General features: G+C 68.9%; 21 protein-coding genes and 1 pseudogene. 11 read left to right on the top strand and 11 right to left on the bottom strand.

The genetic code is table 11. The features are described 5' to 3' along the window. Positions 1–62 precede the first annotated feature (62 nt). Positions 63–554, top strand: coding sequence for a DUF4143 domain-containing protein (locus tag AC3EO7_RS33325; RefSeq protein ID WP_488186306.1), 492 nt, complete (start codon positions 63–65; stop codon positions 552–554). A 68-nt stretch (positions 555–622) separates the two neighbouring features. Here the strand turns inward: AC3EO7_RS33325 and AC3EO7_RS33320 are convergent, their stop codons facing one another. Together AC3EO7_RS33320 and AC3EO7_RS33315 are read right to left on the bottom strand one after the other, a co-directional pair. After that, complete coding sequence (locus tag AC3EO7_RS33320) at positions 623–784, bottom strand: hypothetical protein (protein ID WP_431962372.1); 162 nt, start codon at positions 782–784, stop codon at positions 623–625. A 62-nt stretch (positions 785–846) separates the two neighbouring features. After that, positions 847–2868: a TerD family protein gene (locus AC3EO7_RS33315; RefSeq protein WP_435593364.1), complete on the bottom strand. Its 2022-nt coding sequence runs from the start codon at positions 2866–2868 to the stop codon at positions 847–849. A gap of 265 nt (positions 2869–3133) precedes the next feature. On the opposite strand from AC3EO7_RS33315, the gene AC3EO7_RS33310 reads away from it, so the two are divergent. Then, entirely contained in the window at positions 3134–5179 is a 2046-nt protein-coding gene (locus tag AC3EO7_RS33310; RefSeq protein ID WP_435593363.1) for a M3 family metallopeptidase, read from the top strand. A gap of 226 nt (positions 5180–5405) precedes the next feature. Next, positions 5406–6173, top strand: coding sequence for a GNAT family N-acetyltransferase (locus AC3EO7_RS33305; protein WP_435593362.1), 768 nt, complete (start codon positions 5406–5408; stop codon positions 6171–6173). 24 nt (positions 6174–6197) lie between these two features. Here the strand turns inward: AC3EO7_RS33305 and AC3EO7_RS33300 are convergent, their stop codons facing one another. Next, a complete protein-coding gene (locus AC3EO7_RS33300) occupies positions 6198–6401 on the bottom strand; it encodes a hypothetical protein (RefSeq protein WP_431962364.1) in 204 nt (67 codons plus the stop codon). Between the two features lie 641 nt (positions 6402–7042). Beyond that, positions 7043–7207 (bottom strand): hypothetical protein, encoded by a 165-nt coding sequence (locus tag AC3EO7_RS33295; protein WP_435593361.1) that lies wholly within the window; start codon positions 7205–7207, stop codon positions 7043–7045. Positions 7208–7834: 627 nt separating this feature from the next. On the opposite strand from AC3EO7_RS33295, the gene AC3EO7_RS33290 reads away from it, so the two are divergent. The 3 genes from AC3EO7_RS33290 to AC3EO7_RS33280 all read left to right on the top strand — a co-directional run bounded on the left by AC3EO7_RS33290 (position 7835) and on the right by AC3EO7_RS33280 (position 11590). Beyond that, positions 7835–8266 carry a GAF domain-containing protein gene (locus AC3EO7_RS33290; protein ID WP_431962360.1) on the top strand — a complete coding sequence of 144 codons (432 nt, stop codon included), beginning with the start codon at positions 7835–7837 and terminating at the stop codon, positions 8264–8266. Between the two features lie 439 nt (positions 8267–8705). After that, a complete protein-coding gene (locus AC3EO7_RS33285) occupies positions 8706–11273 on the top strand; it encodes a LuxR C-terminal-related transcriptional regulator (RefSeq protein WP_488186304.1) in 2568 nt (855 codons plus the stop codon). 104 nt (positions 11274–11377) lie between these two features. After that, positions 11378–11590, top strand: a complete 213-nt coding sequence (locus AC3EO7_RS33280; protein WP_431962356.1) for a hypothetical protein — start codon at positions 11378–11380, stop codon at positions 11588–11590. A 4-nt stretch (positions 11591–11594) separates the two neighbouring features. Here AC3EO7_RS33280 and AC3EO7_RS33275 read toward each other — a convergent pair whose 3' ends face one another. Both AC3EO7_RS33275 and AC3EO7_RS33270 read right to left on the bottom strand, forming a co-directional pair. Then, positions 11595–12638, bottom strand: a complete 1044-nt coding sequence (locus tag AC3EO7_RS33275) for a crotonase/enoyl-CoA hydratase family protein (RefSeq protein ID WP_431962354.1) — start codon at positions 12636–12638, stop codon at positions 11595–11597. 34 nt (positions 12639–12672) lie between these two features. Beyond that, the gene (locus AC3EO7_RS33270) at positions 12673–14301 is read right to left on the bottom strand and encodes an acyl-CoA dehydrogenase family protein (RefSeq protein WP_431962352.1); all 1629 of its coding nucleotides are present in this window, start codon (positions 14299–14301) and stop codon (positions 12673–12675) included. Between the two features lie 161 nt (positions 14302–14462). Here AC3EO7_RS33270 and AC3EO7_RS33265 point away from each other — a divergent pair, with 161 nt between their 5' ends. Continuing rightward, positions 14463–15218, top strand: a complete 756-nt coding sequence (locus tag AC3EO7_RS33265) for a PaaX family transcriptional regulator C-terminal domain-containing protein (RefSeq protein ID WP_435593359.1) — start codon at positions 14463–14465, stop codon at positions 15216–15218. Positions 15219–15505: 287 nt separating this feature from the next. Then, complete coding sequence (locus AC3EO7_RS33260) at positions 15506–16228, top strand: Mut7-C RNAse domain-containing protein (protein WP_435593358.1); 723 nt, start codon at positions 15506–15508, stop codon at positions 16226–16228. An 8-nt stretch (positions 16229–16236) separates the two neighbouring features. On the opposite strand, the gene AC3EO7_RS33255 is transcribed toward AC3EO7_RS33260, so the two are convergent. After that, positions 16237–16950 carry a TetR/AcrR family transcriptional regulator gene (locus AC3EO7_RS33255; protein WP_431962346.1) on the bottom strand — a complete coding sequence of 238 codons (714 nt, stop codon included), beginning with the start codon at positions 16948–16950 and terminating at the stop codon, positions 16237–16239. Between the two features lie 131 nt (positions 16951–17081). On the opposite strand from AC3EO7_RS33255, the gene AC3EO7_RS33250 reads away from it, so the two are divergent. After that, the gene (locus AC3EO7_RS33250) at positions 17082–18227 is read left to right on the top strand and encodes an acyl-CoA dehydrogenase family protein (RefSeq protein ID WP_431962344.1); all 1146 of its coding nucleotides are present in this window, start codon (positions 17082–17084) and stop codon (positions 18225–18227) included. Positions 18228–18341: 114 nt separating this feature from the next. Here the strand turns inward: AC3EO7_RS33250 and AC3EO7_RS33245 are convergent, their stop codons facing one another. The 4 genes from AC3EO7_RS33245 to AC3EO7_RS33230 form a co-directional block, all read right to left on the bottom strand. After that, complete coding sequence (locus tag AC3EO7_RS33245; protein WP_431962342.1) at positions 18342–19256, bottom strand: RNA polymerase sigma-70 factor; 915 nt, start codon at positions 19254–19256, stop codon at positions 18342–18344. Next, positions 19253–20428 (bottom strand): NAD(P)/FAD-dependent oxidoreductase, encoded by a 1176-nt coding sequence (locus tag AC3EO7_RS33240; protein ID WP_431962340.1) that lies wholly within the window; start codon positions 20426–20428, stop codon positions 19253–19255. The genes AC3EO7_RS33245 and AC3EO7_RS33240 overlap by 4 nt, the downstream gene beginning before the upstream one ends. Positions 20429–20541: 113 nt before the next feature. Beyond that, positions 20542–21153: a methyltransferase domain-containing protein gene (locus AC3EO7_RS33235; protein WP_435593401.1), complete on the bottom strand. Its 612-nt coding sequence runs from the start codon at positions 21151–21153 to the stop codon at positions 20542–20544. A gap of 116 nt (positions 21154–21269) precedes the next feature. After that, positions 21270–21539, bottom strand: a complete 270-nt coding sequence (locus AC3EO7_RS33230; RefSeq protein ID WP_431962338.1) for a DUF2277 domain-containing protein — start codon at positions 21537–21539, stop codon at positions 21270–21272. 107 nt (positions 21540–21646) lie between these two features. Between AC3EO7_RS33230 and AC3EO7_RS33225 the strand changes: the two genes are divergently transcribed. Together AC3EO7_RS33225 and AC3EO7_RS33220 are read left to right on the top strand one after the other, a co-directional pair. Further along, positions 21647–23185, top strand: a complete 1539-nt coding sequence (locus tag AC3EO7_RS33225) for a metallophosphoesterase (RefSeq protein ID WP_435593400.1) — start codon at positions 21647–21649, stop codon at positions 23183–23185. Between the two features lie 104 nt (positions 23186–23289). Continuing rightward, positions 23290–23715: pseudogene (locus AC3EO7_RS33220) on the top strand (STAS domain-containing protein); the annotation flags it as partial.

The following is a 23715-nucleotide window of genomic DNA, read 5'->3' as shown; positions in this document are numbered from 1 at the left end:
GGTCACGGCCCGGTCGGACCACTGCGAAGTGATACGACGCAACTCGACCGCCGACGGCGCGAATTCACTCGCTCGGCTCGTCCTCCGCGCGTCACTCCTTCGGCACCCGCTCGCGGTCGATCTCGCGCTTTCGCGGCCGACGAGCGATCGGCAGATCGACGGCAATACGGTCGGCAGATCGTCGGCACTCGCTTCGGCAGATCGACGGCATACCTCTCGGCAAAACAACGCCCAAACCTTCGGCAGATCGACAGCAACCTTGTCGGCTCACTTGGAGCCAGACCATGGCTCCGCTTCATCACTACCGCGACCGAGACGGTTACGAAGTCGACGCTGTTCTCGAGGACGATGCCGGGCGGATCGTCGCCATAGAAGTCAAAGCAGCCGAGACAATTCGAACCGACGACTTCCGAGGCTTACGCGTGCTGCAACGTCGTTTGGGCGAACGTTTTCACGCCGGCTTCGTCCTCTACTGCGGTGACCAGCAACTTCCATTCGGCGACGGCCTGTCCTGCCTGCCGATCAGCGCACTGTGGACCACCAGTCGAACATGAGTCCCGAGGTCACGGCCTGATCGCGCAAGGCGAAGTGATACAACAACAACCCGCCGGGCGACGCGAGTTCACTCGCTCAGCTCGTCCTCCACGCGTGCGGGGCGAGACAGCCGCACCACGCCCGCGTCCAGATCCACGTCGACCCGCGGTTCGTACACCTGTCCATCGCTGTCCGCACTGCCCTCGTCGGTCAGCTTCTTACTCGGGAACAGCTCACCGATGACGCCCACACCTCCACGATAGCCCCGCGCCCCGGCTGACTAGACGTGGGCATTCCCCGCATCTCGAGATGTCATGCGTCCGTGGAGACTGCGATATCGGACTGCGCCGACTCCGGCTGTTTCGGCGCGGCGGGCACCCACCCGCGTAACGGCTGCACAATCGATCCGTAGAAGGTATCGGTCGCCGAGGTCACGCTGGCGATGAAACTAGCCGCCGTTCCGGATCGCCGGTTGCCCATCGGGAACGTCTGCTCCAACGAGAACGACACGATCACGCCCGATCGACCATCGGTCAGCACCTTCGGATTCGCACGGACCGTCGCGAGGTGCTCGCATGCTTCATTGCCGCGCTCCGAGAAGACGGCCTCGACTTGGACGTCCCCCGGTGCGTCCTCCAATTGCCTCAGCAGCCACGACATTCGTCGACCTGCCGATCCCTCGTTCGGCGCATCGAGAACGGTGCGGCAGCGAACCTTGTTCGTGCGTACGTCCGCGACCACGACCAGATCTCCCGCGGTGTCGGGAATGCGCAACACCGCTTCGAACGTTCCGTCCGCCGCCAGCCGCTCAGCGACCGCCGCGTTGCGGACAGCGGGCTCGGAGCGGTGCCGACGAGGCAAGACGTGCTTGACCGTGACGCCGAGCTCGGCGGTCAGCCGCAAGGCGAGGTGCCGCGACAACGAGACCCAGGTGTCGGCGACGGCAAATGCCTTCTGGTCGCCTGCTCGCAAGGTGCCTGCAGTCACGGCGTCACGCACCGACACCCAGTGTCGTCCCATGTCGACGAACTCGGCTGCCCCGGAACGCGGGTGGTCGAGGTAACGCAGGAACTCGCTCAGTATCCAGGCGTGCAGCTCGTTGTCGATGCCGCCGTGTGAGAGCAGCATTCGCGCCTCGTGAGCCACTTCCGCCCACGACAGATGCCGCAGGGCGACCTTGGCCAGCTTGCGCCGGTCGACTTCGACCGGAAGCTCGCCGGGACTTGCCGGGACATCGTTCGACAAGCTGACCACCGCGTCGTACTTCTTCTTGCGTGCCACATCGAGATAGCTCTCGAGCTGGTCACGCTTGAGCTTCCCGTTTCCGGTCTTGACCTCGAGCAGCGCGGTCCACACCCTGCCGCCTCGCGACACCCTCAGGACTGCGTCCGGGATGACCTTCGATTCGCCTCGTTCGTATTGCACCTCGACATACCCCTCGAAGGCGCCGACCGGAGCGCCCATCCTGGCGCACACCGCACGCGCGAACGGCCGGACGGCCTGCATCGCGGCAATCAGGGCCGATGTGGCGCGACGCTCCTGTTCCTCCCCCGCACCGACACCGACCACCGAGAACAGTCGGGCCGGTTGCCAGGTGTCCAACTCTGCCAGCTCGAACTCCATCGGCTTGGCCTTCTTGATGGCCCGCTTGGCTGTGCGCACGCCTCGCCTCACCCCGGAAGTCCGCGCGTTCGACGCAGGCGCCTGCTCAGCGCGGCTGACGGGATCGGCGACGATGGCGGATGGCACCGGTTCGCTCACGTTCGGCGCGTCCGGTTCCGCAGTGGCTGTTTCGTGTTCGGCGTCGTCGACGTCGACACCGAAGTCCTTTGCCAAACCTGCCAGCCCGGATTCCCACCCTTGCCCGACCGCACGGACCTTCCACTCGCCCTCTCGGCGATAGATCTCCCCGAAGACGAAGGCCGACTCCGTGGTGGCATCCGCAGTGACATACTCCGCCAGCGACAAGCCAGCAGCGTCAACCACCCGCAGCGCGAGTTTGCCCAGTTCCCCGAACGTTCCGGTGCCGACGCTGCCCGCGAGGGCAACCATGTGGACGGTGTTCGGAACGGACGACAAGTCGATCGCGATCCGTGCCTGCGCGCCCTCCTCGGTTGCACTGGTACCGAGAAACCGTACCGAGCCGTCCTGCGATTCGGGCTGGTTGTAGAAGACGAAGTCGGCGTCGGAACCGACCTTCCGGCCTGCACCGAGCAACAGCGCAGACGCGTCGACCTCGACTTCCGATTCGGTCCATCCGATGACGACGTCGATGCGATCGACATCGTCCGGAAGCGGCACATTCTGGCCCTTGGACAGCATCGGAGATGTCACAGCTGAGAACCCCTCTTCGATTCGGCACACGCGATCACAGTCAGTCGGGTTCAGCCGGTCCAGATGCTGACCCCCATTGCATCGGCACCGCAATCGAGCGGCGACGCAGTGCTATTCGGCCGCAGCAGCTTGCTTGTTACACACCTCACATTCGATTCGCGGCCGTATAACTGCCAGGACAGACGGTGTGCCCCAGCCTCGTCGTTCGGTCGGGCGTGCGGGAAACCCTTGTCCGCGGTGTGCCGGGCGGGCATAGAGTTCACCCATGACGAGCAACCCGTTCTTCGAGCGCAGTGCGCTGCCCTACGAGCTGCCGCCGTTCGCGGAGATCCGCGACGAGCATTATCTGCCCGCGTTCGAGCGGGGGATGGCGGAGCAGTTGGCCGAGATCGGGGCGATCACGGTGGACGGAGGGACGCCGACCTTCGCCGATACCGTTGTGGCGCTGGAACGTTCGGGTGCGCTGCTGACGCGGGTGCTGAATGTGTTCTTCAATGTCGTGAGCTCGGATTCGAGCGAGCGGATCGAGGCGATCGAGGCGGAGATCTCCCCGCGGCTGGCCGCGCACCGGGATGCCGTGTACCTCGATCCGAAGTTGTTCGCCAGGATCGACTCGCTGTATCAGCGGCGCACGGAGCTCGGGCTGGAGGCCGAGGAAGCGCGACTGCTGGAGCAGTACCACATCCGGTTCGTCCGGGCGGGCGCGCGGCTGGACACCGAGGGTCAGGCCGGGTTGCGCGAGCTCAACGCGGAATTGACCACAGCGGCAACCGAGTTCGGCCAGAACCTGCTTGCGGCGACAAACGCGGCGACGCTCGTGGTCGAGCACGAGGAGGAGCTGTCCGGTCTCGGGTCCGCAGCGGTGTCCGCCGCTGCCGAGAACGCCCGCTCGCTGGGCCGGGAGAACGCGTGGGCGCTGCCCCTCCAGAACGTCTCGAACCAGCCTGTTCTCGCTGAGCTCGCCGACCGCGACGTGCGACGCCGGATGCTGGCGGCCTCGCTCGGGCGCGGGTTCGGCCCGGACAGCCGCAACGCCGCCCTGGCCGTTCGCATCGCCGCCCTCCGGGCCGAGCGGGCGGCGCTGCTCGGCTACCCGGACCACGCGGCGTACGCGGTGGAGGACCAGACCGCGAAGACCGCGGGTGCGGTGGAGGACATGCTCGGGCGGCTGGTACCGCCTGCGATCGCCAATGCCGAACGGGAGGCGGCGGAGCTCACCGCGGCCATGCGCGCGGACGACGCGGACGCCGACCTGCGCGCATGGGATTGGCAGTTCGAGTCGGAAAAGCTCAGGGCGGAACGGTTTTCGCTGGACACCGAGGCGCTGCGCCCCTACTTCGAACTCGAGCGGGTGCTGCGCGACGGCGTCTTCTTCGCCGCCGAGCAGGTCTACGGAATCACCTTCGCGGAGCGCGACGATCTGGTGGGCTATCACCCGGAGGTCCGCGTCTTCGAGGTGTTCGACGCCGACGGCGGCGCGCTGGGACTCTTCCTCGCCGATTTCTTCGCCAGGCCGTCGAAGCGCGGCGGAGCGTGGATGAACGAGCTGGTCAGCCAGTCCCGGTTGCTCGGCACGCGGCCGGTGGTGGTCAACAACCTGAACATCGCGAAGCCACCCGAAGGTGCGCCCGCCTTGCTCACCTGGGACAACGTCCGGACGCTCTTCCACGAGTTCGGGCACGCCCTGCACGGCCTGTTCTCGGATGTTCGATTCCCCTTCTTCGCCGGGACCGAGGTGCCGCGCGACTTCGTCGAATTCCCCTCGCAGGTCAACGAGATGTGGATGAGCAGGCCGGAGGTGCTGGCCAATTACGCCAAGCACGTCGAGACGGGTGAGCCGATGCCCGCCGAGCTGGTCGAACGGATGGCGGCGGCCGGGCGATTCGGCGAGGGGTTCCGCACCGTCGAGTACCTGGCCGCGGCGCTGCTGGACTGGGCGTGGCACCGCGTCCCCGGTCCCGACGCGCTGACCGACGTCGACGCCGAGGCGTTCGAGGAGCAGGCGCTCGAGAAAGCGGGCGTGGCCATGGCGACGATCCCGCCGCGGTACCGGACCGGGTATTTCGCCCACATCTTCTCCGGCGGCTACGCGGCGGGCTATTACTCCTACATCTGGAGCGAGGTGTTGGACGCGGACACCGTGCGGTGGTTCGAGGACGGCGCAGCGCCCGTCCGCGAGAAAGGTGAGATCTTCCGGCGCGAACTGCTCTCCCGTGGCGGCTCGGTGGATCCGCTCACCGCCTTCGAGTCCTTCCGCGGACGCGCCCCCGAGATCGAACCGCTGCTGGCTCGCCGAGGCCTGGTGAGCTGACCTACCCGTGCCGACGGGGGCGGGCGCCCTTACCGAACACCACAAGATTCGGTGCACAACTGTACACTGAGTGGCGCCAGGTCGGCGCCACGGCGAACCGTGGCGCACGCGGCGGTCATCGCCGCGATCGAGCGGGCACGATCGGCGCGCTCGGCGGACGCGAGTCCGCCCCGGGGGATCACGGCGCCGACGGCCGGTCCCACGGTAGCGATGAGGTGTTGTGCACATGAGTTCACCAGAGCGAGTGACGATCTCGTACGCGTCGGCGGCGGAGATCGAGGGCAACTACCGGCGGTGGTGCGCCATGGCAGGCATGGGCGACACGCCACTGGGCGGCTACGGCCAGGAGCTCGCGCAGGCGCAGCGGCGCGGCCTGCTCGCCTCCGGCATGGCGCCCTCGCGTGTCCGCGCGATCTCGGCGGCCGCGGGCCGGGGCGGGCTGACGGGCGCGGTCGCCGCGCGCAGCCTGGTCCTGGTCGCCCAGCGCGATCGCGAGGTCATCGGCGGGCTCTACGCGGGACCGGAAGCGTTTGTGGTGCAACGCCTCCAGCCCTGGGGAACCACCGCGCAGGCCCGCGCCCTCGTCGGCCTCATGAAGGTGGGCGTGCTCGCGGTGGAGCCGGAGTTCCGCAACGCGGGCGTCGGCGCGAAGCTGCTGCGCTGCGCCGCCGACCGCGCGGCCGCCGGACGCGTCCGGCTGATGTACGGCTCGTTCACCGCCGACGCCGATCTCGACGGATTCTGCGCCGACCGCGGCTTGCGCGTGCTCGGGCCGGGCGAAGGCATCGACCTCTCCCCCGTCGTCGGCGTCCCCGCGGATCTGGACCCGGCGAACGGCGAACGGCTCGCCGCCCTCGCGATCGGCGACGGTCCGCCCGTCGCGCTGTTCCGTGACGCGACCGACAACCGCGTGGCGGCCGAGCACCGACCGCCCTCCGCGGAGGGCGCACGCCGCCGCGCGTCCACCGGGAACCGCGCGCGCCGCCGGTCGTAGCGGACACGCGCGGCAGCACCGGCTTCAGACGTCGCCGACGCCGATGTGAATGCCTTCGGCCACACGGAAGAGGTCCACCACCGCGAGGATCTCTTCCAGGGTGGCCTCGGGGAGACCTTCGACGGTCTGGGCGAACCGGCGCAAGGCGCGGTCGGTGAATTTCGCGACGACCCCGGCATCGCCGCTCTGGCCGAGCAGTTCGCCGTCCGGACAGGGATGTGCGAGCATGTCCACTCCGTTCCGCCAGCGACGTTGCCGTGCAGTAGCTATCAACCGATGCTGCCGAGTATCGAGCGACGGCGCCGCGATGTCACTGGGCAATCGGAAGAAAGAAAGACGGAAAGTTGGTCACCTGGAACAATACGCCTCATCGGGGTCGGCTGGGAGGTATCCTCCGCGCTGGATTATGTGATTCTCGTTGTGGCGCAGCTTGTTTCGCGCACGGAATCGGAGTCATGGCGGTCAGCGGGGCCGGGCCGCTCCACCCGCAGGTCAGATCGCAAGTCGCGACGGTGGCCGCGCTGTGCGTGCCATCGTCGAAGACCGTGGTGACCAGATACGCGCGTGCGGGATAGTGGCAGCGCGGGCACGGGCCGTGGTCGCGTACTGCTGGGCCCGGGCCATGCCCGGTTGGATTTCCGCGACCAGACTCACGAGCCGGTCGGTCGACGGCGATCCGATCGAAGGCCACCCTCAGCATCTCGCCCTGCTCGTCCAACCCAGTGACGAGCGCCCTGGCCATTCGCCAGATCCGCGGCCTGGGTGATCAGCGCGCTGAGCGAGACACCGTCGCCTTGGACCGCCTGACCAGCGTCTCCGACAGCGAGTTCACCCTCGGGGCCGTCCGAGGCGACGAACCCGGAGTAGCACTACACGAACGTCGAGAGCAGCACGAACACGGCCACTTTCAGCGCCGAGAACGCGACGTCGACGGGGTCGAGGAACTGGTGGAAGCAGTGGTCATAGGTGGCCAGCAGCGGAGCCAGCTCCCTCGTGGGGGCGAATCCCGAGATCGCGCCGGTCAACGGGCTCATGGTGAGCACGTCCAGGCAAGCTCACGTGACTGCGTCCCCTTCGTCGGAGCACACGGAAAGCCAGGCCACCGACTGGTTGGCGAGGTCTCCCGTGACTTACTCGGGCGTAGAAGTTGTTTCCTACGCGACCGTAGAAGTGTGACCCAGACAGTCGCAATCGATCGAGTGTCGCGCCACCCTTTCGGCGCGATTTTCGTAGGGATCAGCAGTTCTTGTTACTAATTGACCGACGCGCGACTGAGACAGATGCTGCGACACTGCGCTCGGCCGTAAACCGAAACATGCTCGTGCCAGTTGGTCGGATTCGGCCGCGAAAACCCGAACCCGAACCGACCACCCGGTGTTAATGTGGTGGCCGTCACATCGCCGCACGGTGGCATGTGACCCGCGTGAAGGTGAACGGTTCTCTCCGGAAGCCCTGGGCAGCGGTTCGAGAGACCCAGGCGCACAACCGTTCACGCCACCACCGGTCACACCGGGGTGGCAGGAGCCCGTTCGGGGGACGGGCGAGGCGAAGCTGCCGATAGGGCAGCTCCAAGGTGGTAGCAAGTCGGCGCGTCCGGAGACACCAGCAGGTCGGCCCGTGTGGCCCTGCCGCCGGTGCGCGCCGTGGAGTGAGGTGTCCGAATGCTCGATACCCGACCCATTTCGACGAATTTCCCCGGTTCAGTCGGTCTTTTCCCGAACAAGTCATCGGCGATACCCGCGCAGGCCGCTGCGAACATAGCGCGCCTGCTGCCCAACCACCCCCTGGTCGGCATCACGGCCTGGGGCCTCGACGGCCTCGAAGTCGTCGGCTGGTCGAGTCGGCAGGCCGCGCAACTGGAGCAGGCCCTCGCCGACTTCCCGGATTCGCCTGGCATGGACGTCATCCGGACGCGCAAGAGGATGCTGATCACCGATCTGGCCGAGGAGACGCGCTGGCGCGACTACTGCGCCCACCTGCGCGAACTCGACATACGGTCGCTGTACTGTCATCCGCTCGTCTCGGACGGGCAGGTCCTCGGGCTGTTGAACCTGTACTCCCACCACACGAACGCTTTCCGCGCGCGGGGGTGACGCGGACGCGGGGAGGGGCGCACACCCCTCCCCGCGCTCCAGCTTCGCCCGGACTCTTAATCCGCTGAGCCGGTGACGAGCTCGATGACATCCATGAGGACTCCGAACACCGTAGTAACCAGATCGAGCACGGCGGAACCGAGGGTCATCGTGTCTCCTTTCCGTTTTCCGTGGGTACAACCGGACAAGCCTCGCATGCCGGGCGGTGATATCTCTCCGATGACACGCCAGTGCATGCTCCGATCCGTGCCACACGAAATTCGGATGCGCCGTCGCTATTTCCCTTCCGGACACCTTTAGTATGAAAACCGAAATACAGAGATTCCTGAGCCAGGCGCGAAAAATTATGTCGGCAGTCGGTCCAGGAGGCACGGTGACCATCTCGCACGGCCCTGCTCTACGTTCGATCTCCGCTGACGACAGCGGAATTCCTTCGGAAATGCCGACGTTCTCGTCGGCGCCGATTGCCAGATCGACGCTGATCGACCGACTCGACGCCTTCCTCACGGGCGACCAACTGCGGGTGCTGGTGGTTTGCGCGCCCGCCGGGAGCGGCAAGACCGTCCTGCTCGCCGACTGGGCGAGCCGGCTCCGGGCGCGGACGGCCCGGCGTCCGGCGCTCGGGTGGGTCTCGGTGTCCGAGCATCCCGAACCCGGTGCCGCACTGTGGCAGACGCTGCGCGACCAGCTGGGGCTGCCGAAACCGCCGCAACGCCCGTCCGTCCAGGCTCCCGGCTTCGACGCGGCACAGCTCGTCGAGACGCTGACCGCACGTGGAACACCGACCGTGATCGTCATCGATGACGCCCACCTCGTCACCGGACCGCTCGCCCTCGCCGGGCTGGAACACTTCCTGCTGCACGCGCCGCCGACGGTCACCACCGTGGTGTCCGGCCGCTTCGCCCCGCCGCTGCGCTGGCATCTGCTCGGGCTGACCGAGCGATCGACCCGCTGGGGCGCAACGGACCTCGCGATGTCCGGCGCGGAGATCGCCGCGCTGTGCCGCGAACACCACTGCGAACTCGACGAGTCCGAACTCGCCACGGTCCTCGACCTGACCCACGGGTGGGCCGCGCTCGTCCGCATCGCCGCGATGTACTTGGCCGCCAATCCCGACCGGTCCGCGGCGCTGGCCGTGCTGGCCCGGCCGCCGCGCGCCGTCTCCGACTTCCTGGTCGGCGAACTGATCGGCGCCCTGCCGCTGAACGTGCGATTGTTCCTGACCTACACCAGCGTTCCCGACTCGTTCACCGAGCGGCTGGCCGACGACCTGATCGGCGGCGGGTCCGCACTCACGCTGTACGAACTGGACCGGATGAACTTCCCGCTCACCTCGATCGCGCGCGGCGACGACATCTGGTTCACCTTCCACCCGATGCTCCGGGCGTACTTCCTCGCCGAGGTGAACCGCCTCGGCGCGCGGGCCCGTTCCGAACTGCACCTGCGGACCGCGAACGCGCTGCGCGCCGCCGGGCTGCCGCGTCACGCGCTGACGCATCTACTCGCCGTCGCCGATCCGCGGCACCTGCGCGAGTTCCTCGCCGAATGCGGGACGACGATGGTCCTCGACGGAGACGGCGCGGCGCTGTTCGGTGAGCTGCACCGCGCGCGGCCGAGCCTGCTCGACGACCCGTTCGTGTGGCTGTTGCGCGTCCTCGACGCGCTCTTCCACGGCAGCGCCGCCGACGCGCTGGCCTACCTGGATGTCGCGGGCTCGCGCCGGGACCGGCCCTCGTTCGTGCCCGCACACTGGATCGACGCGCTGACCCTCGCCGCGACGGTGGATGCCGCCGTCGCCACCGGATCGGTGTCGGGCGATCTCGCCATGGACGCCGCGCCGACCGGCAACCCCGATATCGATTGCTACCTGGCGATTCAGTCGGCCACCGCGATGGTGGTCGGCGGACAGCTCGACCGAGGCGAGGAGGTGCTGCTGCGCGGTCTCGCGCTGGCATCGCACACCGGCCATCCGCGCCTGGCGCTGCGCGCGCTCACCCGCCTCACCTTCATCGCCTGCGGACGCGAGGCCACCGCCTCGATGCGGGACAGGGCGGCCAAGGCGCTCGTCGTCGCCGCCGAGCACGACCTGAACGACACACCGGATGCGGCACAGGCGATGACGGCCGCAGGCGTGGCCGCCTACCTGCGCGGCGAGCAGCCCGATCGGGCGCACGTCGCGGCGGCGCTGACCCGTCACGCGGTGCAGGACGGGTCGGCGAGCCCGCTGGCCGGATGGCACGGTTACGTGATCGGACAACTACTGGCCGTCGAACAGGCCGCCGACAAGCGCGCCGCCATCGACGACCTGCGGCGCAGTACGCAGTTGCTGCTCGACAAGAACAGCGTGCCCGGCGTGACCGCCACCGTGATTCCGCACGTGGTGTGGGCCCTGCTGAGCGTGCACGAACCCTTGGCCGCGCAGCTGCTGGCCGAACGGGCACAGCAGTTGCTGGGCGACCTGCCCGACGTCGTCGTGGCCCGCGCCGCGGTGGCGGAGACGGCCGAGCACAGCCAGGCCGCGCTGGCGCTGCTCGAGCCCTTGCTCGAGTGCGCCGGCGCCGTGCGGCCGTCCACCCGGATCACCGGATGGTTGCTGTACTCGTCGGCACACCACAGCCTCGGCAACGGCGCGAAGGCGCACAGCGGTCTGGAGAACGCGTTGCGGGACGCCGCGGTCGATCACCTGGTCCGTCCCTTCCTCGACGTTCCGAACGCGATAGAACTGCTCGACGTGTACGCGGGCCGATTCGGTCGCCTCGACGCGTTCGGCGATATCGTCCGGCAGAATCGCAACGCCGCGAGGAACTCGACGCACCCGGCGCTGACCGAGGCCGAGATGACCGTGCTCAAACACCTTCCCTCGGGCCGGACCGCGCAACAGATCGCGGCCGACCTCGGCGTCTCGATCAATACCGTGAAAACGCATCTGCGGTCGATCTACGCGAAATTCGGCGCGAACTCCCGCGTCGCGGCGCTCGATTACGCCCGGCGCAGCGGCGTGCTCTGACCACGCGCGCTCGCCTTTCCGGAAATCTCATCCGCGGTGTGTGAGGTGAGCCACGCGCGCGGCGCGGCAGACTCGACCATCGCGCAACCACAGGGAGGAGAGCCATGCCGGTCCCGACCAGATACCAGTTCATCATCGACGGCGAGCTGTCCGACCGCGCCGTGGCCGCCTTCCCCGATCTCGATGCCGCGCCGTCCAGCAGCGGCACCACCTCGCTGTTCGGGCCGGTGTCCGATCCCACGGCGATGCGCGCCATTCTGGCCATGATCGACAATCTCGGCCTCACCCTGCTGGAGATGCGTCAGCTGCCGGATTGAACGGTCAGTGCTCGGCGTCCTCCTCACCGGATGCGCGGAACTGCGCGCGTTTCCAGTCGCCGTACGGTTCGTCGCGCTCGCGCACGGCCTCGCGGAATCCGACGGTGGCCGAGCGCAACTGGAAGGCGTAGCCCTCGCGGGTGTGCCGGGAGATGCCGTCGAACACGGTGCTGACCATGCCCGAATTGGCCACGCCTTGCGCGAGCAGCGCGCTGTTGAGCGCGAGCTTGGCCATGATGAGCTGGTTGACCGGCATCCGCGCGATGCGGGCGACCAGCGCCTCGGTGCGCTCGTCGAGTTCGTCGGCCGGGCACGATTCGACGGCGAGACCCCATTCGGCGGCCTGCTTGCCGCTGAGGCAGTCGCCGGTGAACAGCAGCCGCTTGGCGAGCTGGTCGCCGAGCCGGTGCGCCCACATGCCCGCCGCCGGGATGCCCCACACGCGGGTGGGCGGGTAGCCGATCTTGGTGTCGTCGGCGCAGATGATCTGGTCGGCGAACAGCGCGATGTCGGTGCCGCCCGCCACCGCGAAGCCGTGCAGCTTGGCCACGGTCGGTTTGTTCGCGTGCAGCAGGCTGGCGAAGCCGCGGTTGAAGCGGCTCATCATCTGGTAGTCGACCATCGGATCCCAGGTGCCCCAGGGATTGTGGTTGCGTGCCTGCACTGCCGGGTCGAGGACGGTGCCGTCGACCGGCGCCGCGCCGCCGTCGGGCGTGAAGCCGTTCTCCGCGAAGATCGACAGGTCGTAGCCGCCGCAGAAGCCCTTGCCGCGCCCGGACACCAGGATCACGTGCACGCGCGGATCGAGGTCGGCCCGCTCGACCGCCGCGGCGAGCTCGATCGGGGTGTCGGCGGTGATCGCGTTGCCGTGTTCGGGACGGTCGAAGGTGATGCGCGCGACCCGATCGGTGACCTCGTAGGTCAGTGTTCGGTACCTGATGTCGGACGGCGCCTGCTCCCGGTCGGCGAACAAGGAGTCCTTGCCTTCGGTCAGGCCTTCGTACCAGGCGGCCGGACGGGTGCCTGCGTGGTCGGTGTAGTCGGGCAACGGGAATTCCCTTCGAGGATCGGACGGGTGCGGGTCAGAACTTGGGCGTGACGCGTTCGATGATCGCCCCGGTGTCGAGTCCGTTGGGCAGGGTTCCGAACACATCGCCGCGATCGTGACCGAGCCTGCTGACGACGAACCCGTCGGCGACGGCCGGATGGCCGTAGCGCACCAGCAGCGAGGCCTGAAGTACCTGCGCCATCTCGCCGACGATGCGGCGGGCGCGGTACTGGATCGTGTCGAAGTCGGCGAATCGGCCGCGCAGGTCGTCGACCGCGGCATCGAGCCGGGCGTCCGCGCCGCGGGCCAACTCGACCTCGTCGAAGAAGACGCCGAGGGTCTCCGGCTGTTTGGCCAGCGCGCGCAGCGTATCGAGGGCGGCCACATTGCCCGAGCCCTCCCACACCGACATCAGCGGCGCCTCCCGGTACAGCCGCGGCATCCGCGATTCCTCGACGTACCCGTTGCCGCCGAGGCATTCCAGCGCTTCGGCCGCGTGCATCGGCCCGCGCTTGCACACGTAGTACTTGCTGACCGCCAAGGCGATCCGGCGAAGCCGATCGGCGGTCTCGTCGCCGGAGACGGCCCGGTCGGTCACCTCGGCGAGCCACAGCCCGACGGTGGTCGCGCCCTCGGCCTCCAGCGCCAGGTCGGCGAGGACGTTGCGCATCAGCGGCTGGTCGATCAGGTGCGCGCCGAAAGCACGGCGGTGGGTGGCGTGGTGCACGGCCATGGCGACGCCCGCGCGCATACCGGAGGCCGAGCCGAGCGTGCAGTCGAGCCGGGTCAGGTTCACCATCTCGATGATGGTCGGCACGCCGCGGCCCTCCTCGCCGACCAGCCAGCCGACGGTGTCGTCGTACTCGACCTCGCTGCTCGCGTTGGAGTGGTTGCCGAGTTTGTCCTTCAGCCGCTGGAGATTGAACGTGTTGCGGGTGCCGTCGGGCAGCACGCGCGGGACGAAGAAGCACGACAGTCCGCCCGGCGCTTGCGCCAGCACCAGGAAGAGGTCCGACATGGGCGCCGAAGTGAACCACTTGTGCCCGGTGAGGCGGTACGTGCCGTCCGCGACCGGCACGGCGGTCGTCGTGTTCGCGCGGACGTCCGAGCCGCCCTGCTTCTCGGTCATCGACATGCCAGCGATAAGACCGCGTTTGGTCGACGGCACCCGCAGGCCGGGATCGTATTCCTTGGCCACGAGCAGCGGTTCGTACTGCGCCGCGAGTTCGGCGTTGGCGCGCAGCGCGGGCACTACGGCGTAGGTCATCGAGATCGGGCACCCGTGCCCGGCGTCGACCTGGCTCCACACGCTCATCTTCGCGGCGCGGACCAGGTGCGGGCTCGGACCGCTGTCGGCCCACGGCGCGCCGTGCAGGCCGAAGCCCACCGCGTACTCCATCAGCCGGTGATAGCTCGGGTCGTATTCGACCTCGTCGATCCGATGCCCGTAGCGGTCGTGCGTCCGCAGCACCGGCGGGTGCGCCTCCGCGAGGTCGCCGAGCGCCTGGGCTTCGGCGCTGCCCGCCAGCCTCCCGACCGACCGCACGTCCTCGATGGCCCGCTCGGCCCCCGCCCTGCGCAGCGCCTCCAGAATCGCCGGCTGCTCGGCCGCGTCGAAATCCACCAACGGCGGAACCTGATTCGTCACCACATGCGTCGCCATCGCACCCCGTCCTCCAACTCGACTATTACAACCCTGCGTCACGCGCCACAACTTTGCAATACCCTGCCGCTGCCACACCCCGTCCACACGCCTCACACAGGCGGTGGCTGTGCGAGGCGTGCACGAGATGTGCGGGAACCGGAAGTGGTTAGCATCGGGGCATGGATTCGCGTGGGACGCCGGTGCGCAAGCTCACCGCGCGGTCGGCGATCCTGAGCGCGCTGCTCGGCGCGCATCCCGCCGAGGCGCCGGTGAGCTGGATCGTGCGGGTGGCGGTCGGGCTCGGGCTCCAGGAGTCGGCGGTGCGCGCGGCGCTGACCAGGATGGTGGCGGGCGGCGATCTGGAGCGCCGCGACAGCGCCTACCGCCTCGCGCCGCGGCTGATCGAACGCCAGCACCGCCAGGACGAGGCCATGCACCCGCCCACCGGCGCATGGGACGGCACTTGGCGGCTGGCCATCGTCACCGTCGGTGCGGACGACTCCACCGACCGGGCTGCTTTCCGGGAAATGTTGCGCGCCAAGAAGTTCGGCGAGTTGCGCGAGGGCGTGTGGACTCGCCCGGACAATCTCGGCACCGAGTTCCCCGCCGGCGCGGCACGCCGCCTGACCGCGTTCACCGGCCATCCCGGTGAACCGGACGGCGAACTGGCCGAACGGCTTTTCCGGCCGGACGCCTGGGCCGAGAACGCCCGGTTACTGTTGTCCGCGATGGCGCAGGCGGAATTCATCGGCGACCGTTTCGAAGTCGCCGCCGCGACCGTGCGCCACATCCTCAACGACCCGATGCTGCCCGCCGAGCTCCTGCCCCCGCACTGGCCGGGCCGCGAACTTCGCGCGTCCTATGTGGATTTCCGCGCGGAGTTCGCCGAGTTCGCCGAGGCGCTGATGGGGAGCGCCGTGCCACGGCAGCGATAGGGCGCCGATCCTCAGACGACTTACGGCTCTGCACGGCAGCGACAGCGAAAGGCGCAGCGCCACGGCGCCGAAAGGGGGCCGCACCGAGACACCGATGCACGCCGGCGCCGGGACAGCGCGGGGCCGAGGCCACAGACAAGCGCCGCGCCGGGTATCGCCAGACGCTCGCCCAAGGCATTGGCATACGCATCCCGATCGAGCGCGAGTGCAGACGGTACGTCGGCTACGTGCGCGACCGGCGAGCTCGCCGGGCTGCCTCACAGTACCCAGCCTGGCATGCTTGGCTGGTGAGTACCGGGGAGATCACGGTCGAGTTCGCGGCCGAGCTGACGTTGTTCGTCGCCGCGGGGCTGCGCGGGGGTCCGTCGACCGTGCGCGTCGACGGGGTGTCGACCGTGGGGCACGTGGTCGAGTCACTCGGGACGCCGCTCACCGAGGTGGGAGCGTTGGTGGTGAACGACGAGACGGTGGGACCCGCGTACGTGCCCGTCCACGGGGATTCGCTCGCGGTGCTGGCGGTGACGCGTCCGCAGCGGATGCCCGAGCCGGTGCGCTTCCTGCTCGACATCCACCTGGGCACCTTGGCGCGGCGGCTGCGCCTGCTCGGCATCGACGCCGCCTACGAGAACCCCGACATCGGGGACGCCGCCCTGGCCACGCGCTCGGCGGCCGAGCGTCGGATCCTGCTCTCCCGCGATCGCGGACTGCTACGGCGACGCGAAATCTACTCGGGCGCCTACGTTTACAGCCACAAGCCCGCCGAACAACTCGACGACGTGCTCTCCCGCTTCGTACCCGGCCTCGCCCCGTGGACGCGATGCACCACCTGCAACGGCCTGTTGCGCGAGGCCGACAAGGCGGACATGCGCGGGCGGCTGCCCGACCAGACCGAACAGACCTACGACACCTTCGCGCAGTGCGTCGACTGCGGCCAAACCTATTGGAAGGGCGCGCATCACGCCCGGCTCGACGCGATCGTCGCGCACGCGCGGCGGAAGTTCGGTTCCTGATCGCGGCCTCACATCACGGCGGCCTCGCCGCGGTAGTCCTCTCCGGCGATCAGCAGGTCCCGCAGTCGCGCCGCGGGGTCGAGCTCGATGCCGAGCGCGCGCAGCCGGTGGTCGATCAGCAGCCACGCCTCGGCGGTGAGCTGGTCGACCAGCGCCTCCCTCGTGCTCTCCCGATGCGTGAGCCACCAGCGCACGGAGGCGTCGATCAACCCGAGCAGCGCGATGATGAGCCGCTCCGCCGCGGCCCGGTCCGAACCGAAGCGCGGAATGTATCGCGTTGCGGCGGTGAAGATCTCGGAGGCGAAGGCGCTGCCGCCGATGCGCGGCTCCTCGTTGCCGCTGCGGTAGTTGCGCTCCACGAGGAAGCGATACAGATTCGGATGCTCCCCCGCCCAGGCGACGTGTTCGGCGATGGGAGCGCGGATGACGTCGATCGGCGTGCCGTCGACGTCGAAGGTGGCCCGAATGCGGGCGGTGAGTTCCGCGTGCGCGTGGCGCGCGACCGCGCGGTCGAGTTCCTCTTTGCCCGCGATGTGCCGGTAGACGTGCGTGCGCACCAGTCCGGCACGGTCGGCGATCTGCCCGATCGAGGCGTCGGGTCCGTGTTCCTCGATCGCCGCGACGGCCGCCGCCACCAACGCGCGGCGGCGTTCGACGCCGCCCGGTCCCCGCGCGCCCGAGCGGCGGGTTTCGGCGGTGTCGGTCCAGCGCTGTCGTCCCACGCGGCTCACCGTATCCGACGTCCTCGGCGCTCGAAGTTCCGTCTTGTCCCAGCGCACCCGATGGTACACACTGTACCCGTAAATACTGGTCACAAGTATCGCCAGTAGTACACCGAGCCTAAGGAGTCTCGATGGCCGCCTACCGGTCGTGTTGGATGAACGACGACCTGGACGCGCTGCGCGAACTCGCGCGCGCCTTCTTCGAGAAGGAAGTCGCGCCGAACGTCGACAAGTACATCGCCCAGCACCACGTCGATCGCGACCTGTGGAACAAGGCCGGCGAACTCGGCCTGCTCTGCCTGTCCATCCCGGAGGAGTACGGCGGTGGCGGCGGCACCTTCGCGCACGAGGCCGTGCTGATCGAGGAGCAGGCCAGGGTGGTCGACACCGCGTGGGGCCAGAGCCTGCACAACGGCATCGTCGCGCACTACCTGCTCGCCTACGGCACCGAGGAGCAGAAGCGGCACTGGCTGCCGAAGATGGCCAGCGGCGAGGTGGTCGGCGCGATCGCGATGACCGAGCCCGGCACCGGCTCCGACCTGCAGAGCGTCAAGACCAAGGCGGTCCGCGACGGCGACGAGTACGTCGTCAACGGCTCCAAGACCTTCATCACCAACGGCGCCCAGGCCGACCTGATCATCGTCGTGGTCAAGACCGACACCACCCAGGGCGCGGCGGGCATCAGCCTCGTGCTCGTGGAGGCGGACCGGCCCGGTTTCCGGCGCGGCCGGGTGCTGGACAAGATCGGCCAGAAGGGCCAGGACACCTCCGAGCTGTTCTTCGAGGACGTGCGCATCCCGGTCGCCAACCTGCTCGGCACGCAGGAGGGTCAGGGCTTCATCCAGCTCATGCAGCAGCTGCCGCAGGAGCGCCTGATCATCGCGGTGGGCTCGGTGGCGGGCATGGAGACCGCGCTGGAGCACACGCTGCGCTATGTCAAGGAGCGCGAGGCGTTCGGCCGCACGGTCTTCGGCTTCCAGAACACCAAGTTCAAGCTGGCCGAGGTCGCCACCGAGGCGAAGATCGCGCGCGTCTTCACCGACGACTGCATCGCCAAGCACATCGTTGGCGAACTCGACATCCCGACCGTGGCCATGGCGAAGTGGTGGACCACCGAGCGCGCCATGTCGGTGGCCAGCGAATGCCTCCAGCTGCACGGCGGATACGGGTACATGAGCGAATACCCGATCTCGCGCATGTGGGTCGACAACCGGGTGCAGATGATCTACGCGGGCACCAACGAGATCATGAAGGAGATCATCGCAAGGTCGCTGTGAGCGAAGTCCGTTGTGCCACCTGGCCTCTACTGCGGCACAACGGTATTCGACACTGCCGCGCCCGATCCGGCCTCGGCAGGACCGTCGGCGCGGCGACGTGACGTCCGTGCCGCATCAGCGGTGCGGACCGACGTCGTGCGCGGTGCCGCCCGCGATGGCACCCAGCTTGTCCGGGTTCGCGATGTTGTGCACCGCGACGATCCGGCCGTGCGCGTCCAGATCGAGGGTGATCACCGCGATCACCCGGTCGGCTCCGGTGAACACGATGCCCGGCCCGCCGTTGATCGGCAGCACACTGATGGTCATCTCGGAGACCTCGACGCCCTCGTAGGTCCGCGGGCGGGCCAGCCCGGCGAACCAGGCCGCCACCGTGCCCGCACCGACGATCGGGCGCAGCGCCTGGCGCACCTTGCCTCCTCCGTCGGTCCACAGCGTGACATCCGGGGCGAGCAACTCCATCAGCGCGTTGATGTCGCCGCCGGTGGCCGCGCTCAGGAATCGTTCGGTGGCCTGCTGTTTGGTGGCGCTGTCCTCCTCGAAACGCGGCCTGCGGGCGTGCACGTGCTTGCGCGCGCGCAGCGCCGCCTGCCGCACCGCGGGCTCCGAACGTTCCACCGCCGAGGCGATTTCGGCGTAGCTGAAGTCGAACACCTCCTTCAGCACGAACACCGAGCGCTCCAACGGGCTCAGCGTCTCCAGCACGACCAGCATGGCCAGCGACACCGAATCGGCGCCCGCCACCGCGTCGGCGGTGTCGCCGGTGGTGAGAATCGGCTCCGGAAGCCACGGGCCCACATAGGTTTCCCGCTTGTGCCGCACCGACCGCAGCCGATCCATCGCCAGATTCGACACGATTCTGGCCAGATACGCTTTGGCATCCGCGACCGAGGACCGGTCCGCCGCCGACCATTTGAACCACGCGTCCTGCACGATGTCCTCGGCGTCGGCGGCGGTCCCGAGTATCCGATAGGCGACCGCGAACAACAGATTCCGGTACTCGGCGAAGATTTCCTGATCCCGGTCGGTCATGCCGCCTCGATTCGTGTGCTGCGACCGCCCTTGCGCCACACGGCCGAAGCCAGCGCGCCGTACTTCTTGACCCGGGCGAACACATCCCACGGCGCGGCGTTGACGGCCTCCTTGTAGGCCACCGCGCGCTTGCCGGTGAGCACGAACCGGTTCGGGCTGTCGTCGGGCCTGGTGAACTGCACCACCGCGTCGCCGCGGCCGAGGCTGATCGGGAAATGGAAGTACCCGAACCGGAAAGGCTTGGGCCGCTTGCCCTTCAGCTCGAGGGCGATGGCCAGCGCCGCGTGCGCTCCGGTCGGCATGCCGCTCTGGCAGGTGCCGTGGATGACGCCGTAGTTCTGCCGCACCGCGGCCGCGTCGCCGACGGCGTAGACGTTCGGGTGCGAGACCGAGCGCAGCACGGTGTCGGTGACGATCCGGCCGTGGTCGTCGACCGTCAGCCCGGCCTGCTCCGCCAGCGGCGAGACCCGCACGCCCGCCGTCCACAGCACCACGTCGGCGGGCAGGTGGTCGCCGCCGACGAACTCGACGGTGTCGGGCCCGACTTTCGCGACCTCCACACCCGCGCGCACGGTGACGCCCAGCCGCGCCAGCCCGTCGCGCAGATACGTCCCCGCCTTGTCGCTCAGCGCCGCGCCCGGCTCCGTCCGGCCGAGCAGGGTGACGCGCAGGCCGGGGTGCTGGTCGGCGATCTCGGCGGCGGATTCCACGCCGGTGAGCCCGGTGCCGCAGACCACCACCCGGGCGCCTGCGTCGAGGCCCCGCAGCCGCCAGGAGAGCCGCTGCGCCTCGGCGAGGTTGTAGAGGGTGTGCGCGTGGTCGGCCACGCCGGGGACCGACTCGGTGTCCGCGACGCTGCCCAGGGCATAGACCAGGGTGTCGTAGCCCAGCGTCCGGGCGCCGTCGACCAGCACCGTCCGCGCGGCGGCGTCGATCGCCGTCACCCGGCCTTGCACGAAGTCGATGCCCATGCCCTCGATCATGTCGGGAATCCGGAGATCGGTCAGTTCTTCGCCTGCCGCGGTCTGGTGCAGGCGCAATCGCTCGGTGAACCGCCGCTGCGGGTTGACCAGGGTGATGCGCACGTCGTCACGCTTGCGGGTGCGGGCGGCCAGGCTCATCGCCGCCGTCATGCCGGTGTAGCCCGCGCCAAGGATCAGGATCTCGGTCATCGTCGCGTCCTTCGCTGTCGATCTTTCGCTGACAGACTCGAGACGGATCCCGTCCTCGCCGTCGTGACATCCGGGACGGGTGATCCACGCCACATCGGCCTTCCGGACCGCCCTCACGCGGGCACCGCCCGATGCTCGGTGGCGGGTTCCGGATCGCCTGGACCGTCCGAGCGGTACGCGGTGATCCGCCAGGCGCTGCGCTGCGATCCCGCGCCGAGGCGTTTGCCCCACGAGGAACCGGTGGCCGCGATGTCGGCGGCCGTCGCGGGATTCACGCCGGTGATCGTGAGACCTTGTGCCGCACAAGGTTCGGCGAGACCGCGCAGAGCGTGCTCGTCGATCGGCGGCAGGCCGGAACCTCGGTCGTGCTCGGTCACCGAGACGAGGATCGACAGCGCCGCGCCCGGCTTCATCACCCGCGCGAGCCCGGCGACGATCACCGGATCCGCGGTGATTACGCCGCGCAGCAGCGAACCCCAGGGGAAATACACCGTGACGATGTCGGCGACGCCGTCCAGTTCCCGCGGCAGCCGCTCGGCGGCCGCCACCACGAACAGCGTGTTCGTGAGCTTGCCGCGCACTGCCTTGCGGGAGGCCCCGGACATGCCCGCCGCATGGGCGTCCACGCCGATCACCAGCCGCTCCGGGACGGCGGCCGCCGCGGCGAGCACCGCGCGTCCGTCGCCCGTACCGAGGTCGATCTGGACCGCCGGATGGCGGCCGATCAGCTCTCGGGCTTAACCGACGTCCACCTCGCGGATCTGCTTGCCGCTCACGATTCGCATGGGCGCGACAGTAAGCCAAACGCGTCCGCGGGCGCATCCGATTTTTCGGCGGCGGCTCAGCTCCGCGCGGCGATCCTGGCCTGTACCTCGGGGCGGCGCAGCGGCGGCACCGACTTCGGCGGCACCTTGCGGTCCGGCAGCTCGGCGAGCAGGCGGGTCGTCACCGCGGCGATGTCGGCCACCGCGGACTCCACCACCGGACGCGTCGCCGCGGAGACGCTGGACAGACCTGCGACCTTGCGCACGTACTGCAGCGCCGCCGCCTGGATCTCCTCCGGTGTCGCCGCGGGCTCCAGCCCGCGCAGGGCAGTGATGTTTCGGCACATGCTTCGAGGCTACCGAGGGTGTCCGACATCGTCGCGAGCTCCGCACGGCGGTCCCGCGTAAGGTCGGGACGGTCGGTACGGGAGAGGGCTGCGCGGTGGTCGTTGTGATGGTACTGGTCGGTGTCGGGGTGCTCGCGGTGTTCGCCGGGCTGCATTTGTACTTGTGGCGGCGCTTGGTGCGGGACACCACCGCGCCGCGAACGATGGCGCGGCGGATCGGGACCGCGGTGCTGGTGGCGGGTCCGCTGCTGCTGATCGGCGCGTCCGTCGGCGACTCGGCCGGACTGCCGTTCCCGTTGGTGCGGGCCATCGCGTGGCCGGGTTATCTGTGGGGCGCGCTGATGGTGTATCTGTTGCTCGCGCTGCTGGTCGGCGAGGCAATGCGGCCGTTGCTGCTGCGCTGGTTCGCGCGCAAATCCGCCGAGGGCACAAGCACTTCGACACGGCGGGACGAATCCGCCTACGCGACAAGCGCTTCGGCCGAACCCGGCGTAGGACCGGCAGAGATGCCGACCACTCCGGATAAGAGCCGCGCAGCATCCACCGAGGGAGCACCGGCCACCAGCCACGCGGCATCCACCGCGGCGGCAACCACACCAGCCACCAGCCACGCGGCATCCACCGACGTAGCCACTCCGGCCACCAGCCACGCGACATCCACCGACATAGCAGGCACACCAACAGATCGAGGCCGGACATCCGCGTCGGCAGCTCCGGCGCAGCAAGTCCGAGATCCCGCCGACGCTGCGAGCGCTCGGAAGCACACCGGTACGAGTGGCGATACCGAAGCGGCGCAGGCGGTTACCGCCACGCCGAAGCCGATCTCGCGGCGGATCTTCGTGTCCCGCGCGGTGGCCGGGACCGCCGCGCTCACCGCGGCGACCACCGTCGGCGTCGGCACGTACGGCGTGCTGAACGGGCCGCAGGTCAAACGACTGACCGTGCCGCTGGCCAAGCTTCCCCGTTCGGCGCACGGATTCCGGATCACCGTCGTCAGCGACGTGCACCTGGGCCCGATTCTCGGCAGGGGATTCGCCGAGCGAGTTGTCCGCACGATCAACGACACCCAGCCCGATCTGATCGCGGTGGTCGGCGATCTGGTGGACGGCAGCGTCGAGGACCTGCGCCCCGCCGTGGAACCGCTGAGCAGGCTGCGCGCCAGGCACGGCGCGTACTTCGTCACCGGCAACCACGAGTACTTCTCCGGCGCGGAGGAATGGGTCGAGCACGTGCAGGATCTCGGGCTGCGCCTGCTCGCCAACGATCGGACCGAGCTGCCCGGTTTCGATCTCGCGGGCGTCAACGACGTGGAGGGCGAACACACCGGGCACGGACCGGATTTCGCCAAGGCGCTCGGCGATCGCGACCGTGCGCGCACCGCTGTCCTGCTGGCGCACCAGCCCGTGCAGATTCACGACGCCGTGGCGCACGGCGTCGACCTGCAACTGTCGGGACACACCCACGGCGGCCAGCTCTGGCCGGGGAATTTCATTGCGGCGCTGGCGAATCCGACGCTCGCCGGACTGGAGCGCTACGGCGACACACAGCTGTACGTGACGCGCGGGGCCGGTGCGGCGGGCCCGCCCGTCCGGGTCGGCGCGCCCTCCGACATCACCGTCGTGGAGCTGGCCGCGACGCGGGCTTGACACGTCGTCCGGAGGATGGCGCGGCACCGGTGAAACCCCCGCGCCCGAAACGCGCTCGGGTATACGATTCCCGAGTACCGCTGATGCCCCTCGGTGCGAAATCGATGGAGGGCCACGTGTCCGATGTGTTCGACCCCGTCGCGACCGAAATCGGCGTGAACGGCGGCGGGGCCGGTCTGTTATCGGAACTGGTGCGACACCTCAGGCAGAACCGGACCGCCCTGCGCGAGGAGTGGGCGCGGCTCATCACCGAGGCGCAGCTGCTCACCGCGATGACAGCCGAGGAGATGTTCTCCGAGGTCACCGCGGTCTACGACAACTACGTGGCGGTGCTGGAGACCGGTAGCGTCGAGGCGCTGCAGGCCTACGCGCGCGACCTGTCCGAGCGCATCTTCCCCCGAGGGGTGGAGACCGACGAGGTGCTCGGCATCGTGCTCCTGCTGCGAGATGTGCTGGCCCGCTCGCTGTTCGAGAAGTACCAGTCCGATTTCGACCTGCTGAACCGGGTGCTCGACGCCTACGAGCCCGCG

The organism is Nocardia sp. bgisy118 (genome assembly GCF_057708605.1).
Note: the sequence above shows the minus strand (reverse complement) of the source record. Positions and strands in the feature narration are given on the sequence as shown.

Bases quoted from the DNA above. Each gene is read 5' to 3' on its own strand.
- AC3EO7_RS33240 (WP_431962340.1), bottom strand. From the start codon at position 20,428: ATGACCGAGATCCTGATCCTTGGCGCGGGCTACACCGGCATGACGGCG.
- AC3EO7_RS33270 (WP_431962352.1), bottom strand. From the start codon at position 14,301: ATGGCGACGCATGTGGTGACGAATCAGGTTCCGCCGTTGGTGGATTTC.
- AC3EO7_RS33310 (WP_435593363.1), top strand. From the start codon at position 3,134: ATGACGAGCAACCCGTTCTTCGAGCGCAGTGCGCTGCCCTACGAGCTG.
- AC3EO7_RS33285 (WP_488186304.1), top strand. From the start codon at position 8,706: ATGCCGACGTTCTCGTCGGCGCCGATTGCCAGATCGACGCTGATCGAC.
- AC3EO7_RS33280 (WP_431962356.1), top strand. From the start codon at position 11,378: ATGCCGGTCCCGACCAGATACCAGTTCATCATCGACGGCGAGCTGTCC.
- AC3EO7_RS33245 (WP_431962342.1), bottom strand. From the start codon at position 19,256: ATGACCGACCGGGATCAGGAAATCTTCGCCGAGTACCGGAATCTGTTG.
- AC3EO7_RS33265 (WP_435593359.1), top strand. From the start codon at position 14,463: ATGGATTCGCGTGGGACGCCGGTGCGCAAGCTCACCGCGCGGTCGGCG.
- AC3EO7_RS33230 (WP_431962338.1), bottom strand. From the start codon at position 21,539: ATGTGCCGAAACATCACTGCCCTGCGCGGGCTGGAGCCCGCGGCGACA.
- AC3EO7_RS33250 (WP_431962344.1), top strand. From the start codon at position 17,082: ATGGCCGCCTACCGGTCGTGTTGGATGAACGACGACCTGGACGCGCTG.
- AC3EO7_RS33300 (WP_431962364.1), bottom strand. From the start codon at position 6,401: ATGCTCGCACATCCCTGTCCGGACGGCGAACTGCTCGGCCAGAGCGGC.
- AC3EO7_RS33305 (WP_435593362.1), top strand. From the start codon at position 5,406: ATGAGTTCACCAGAGCGAGTGACGATCTCGTACGCGTCGGCGGCGGAG.
- AC3EO7_RS33295 (WP_435593361.1), bottom strand. From the start codon at position 7,207: ATGAGCCCGTTGACCGGCGCGATCTCGGGATTCGCCCCCACGAGGGAG.
- AC3EO7_RS33225 (WP_435593400.1), top strand. From the start codon at position 21,647: ATGGTACTGGTCGGTGTCGGGGTGCTCGCGGTGTTCGCCGGGCTGCAT.
- AC3EO7_RS33290 (WP_431962360.1), top strand. From the start codon at position 7,835: ATGCTCGATACCCGACCCATTTCGACGAATTTCCCCGGTTCAGTCGGT.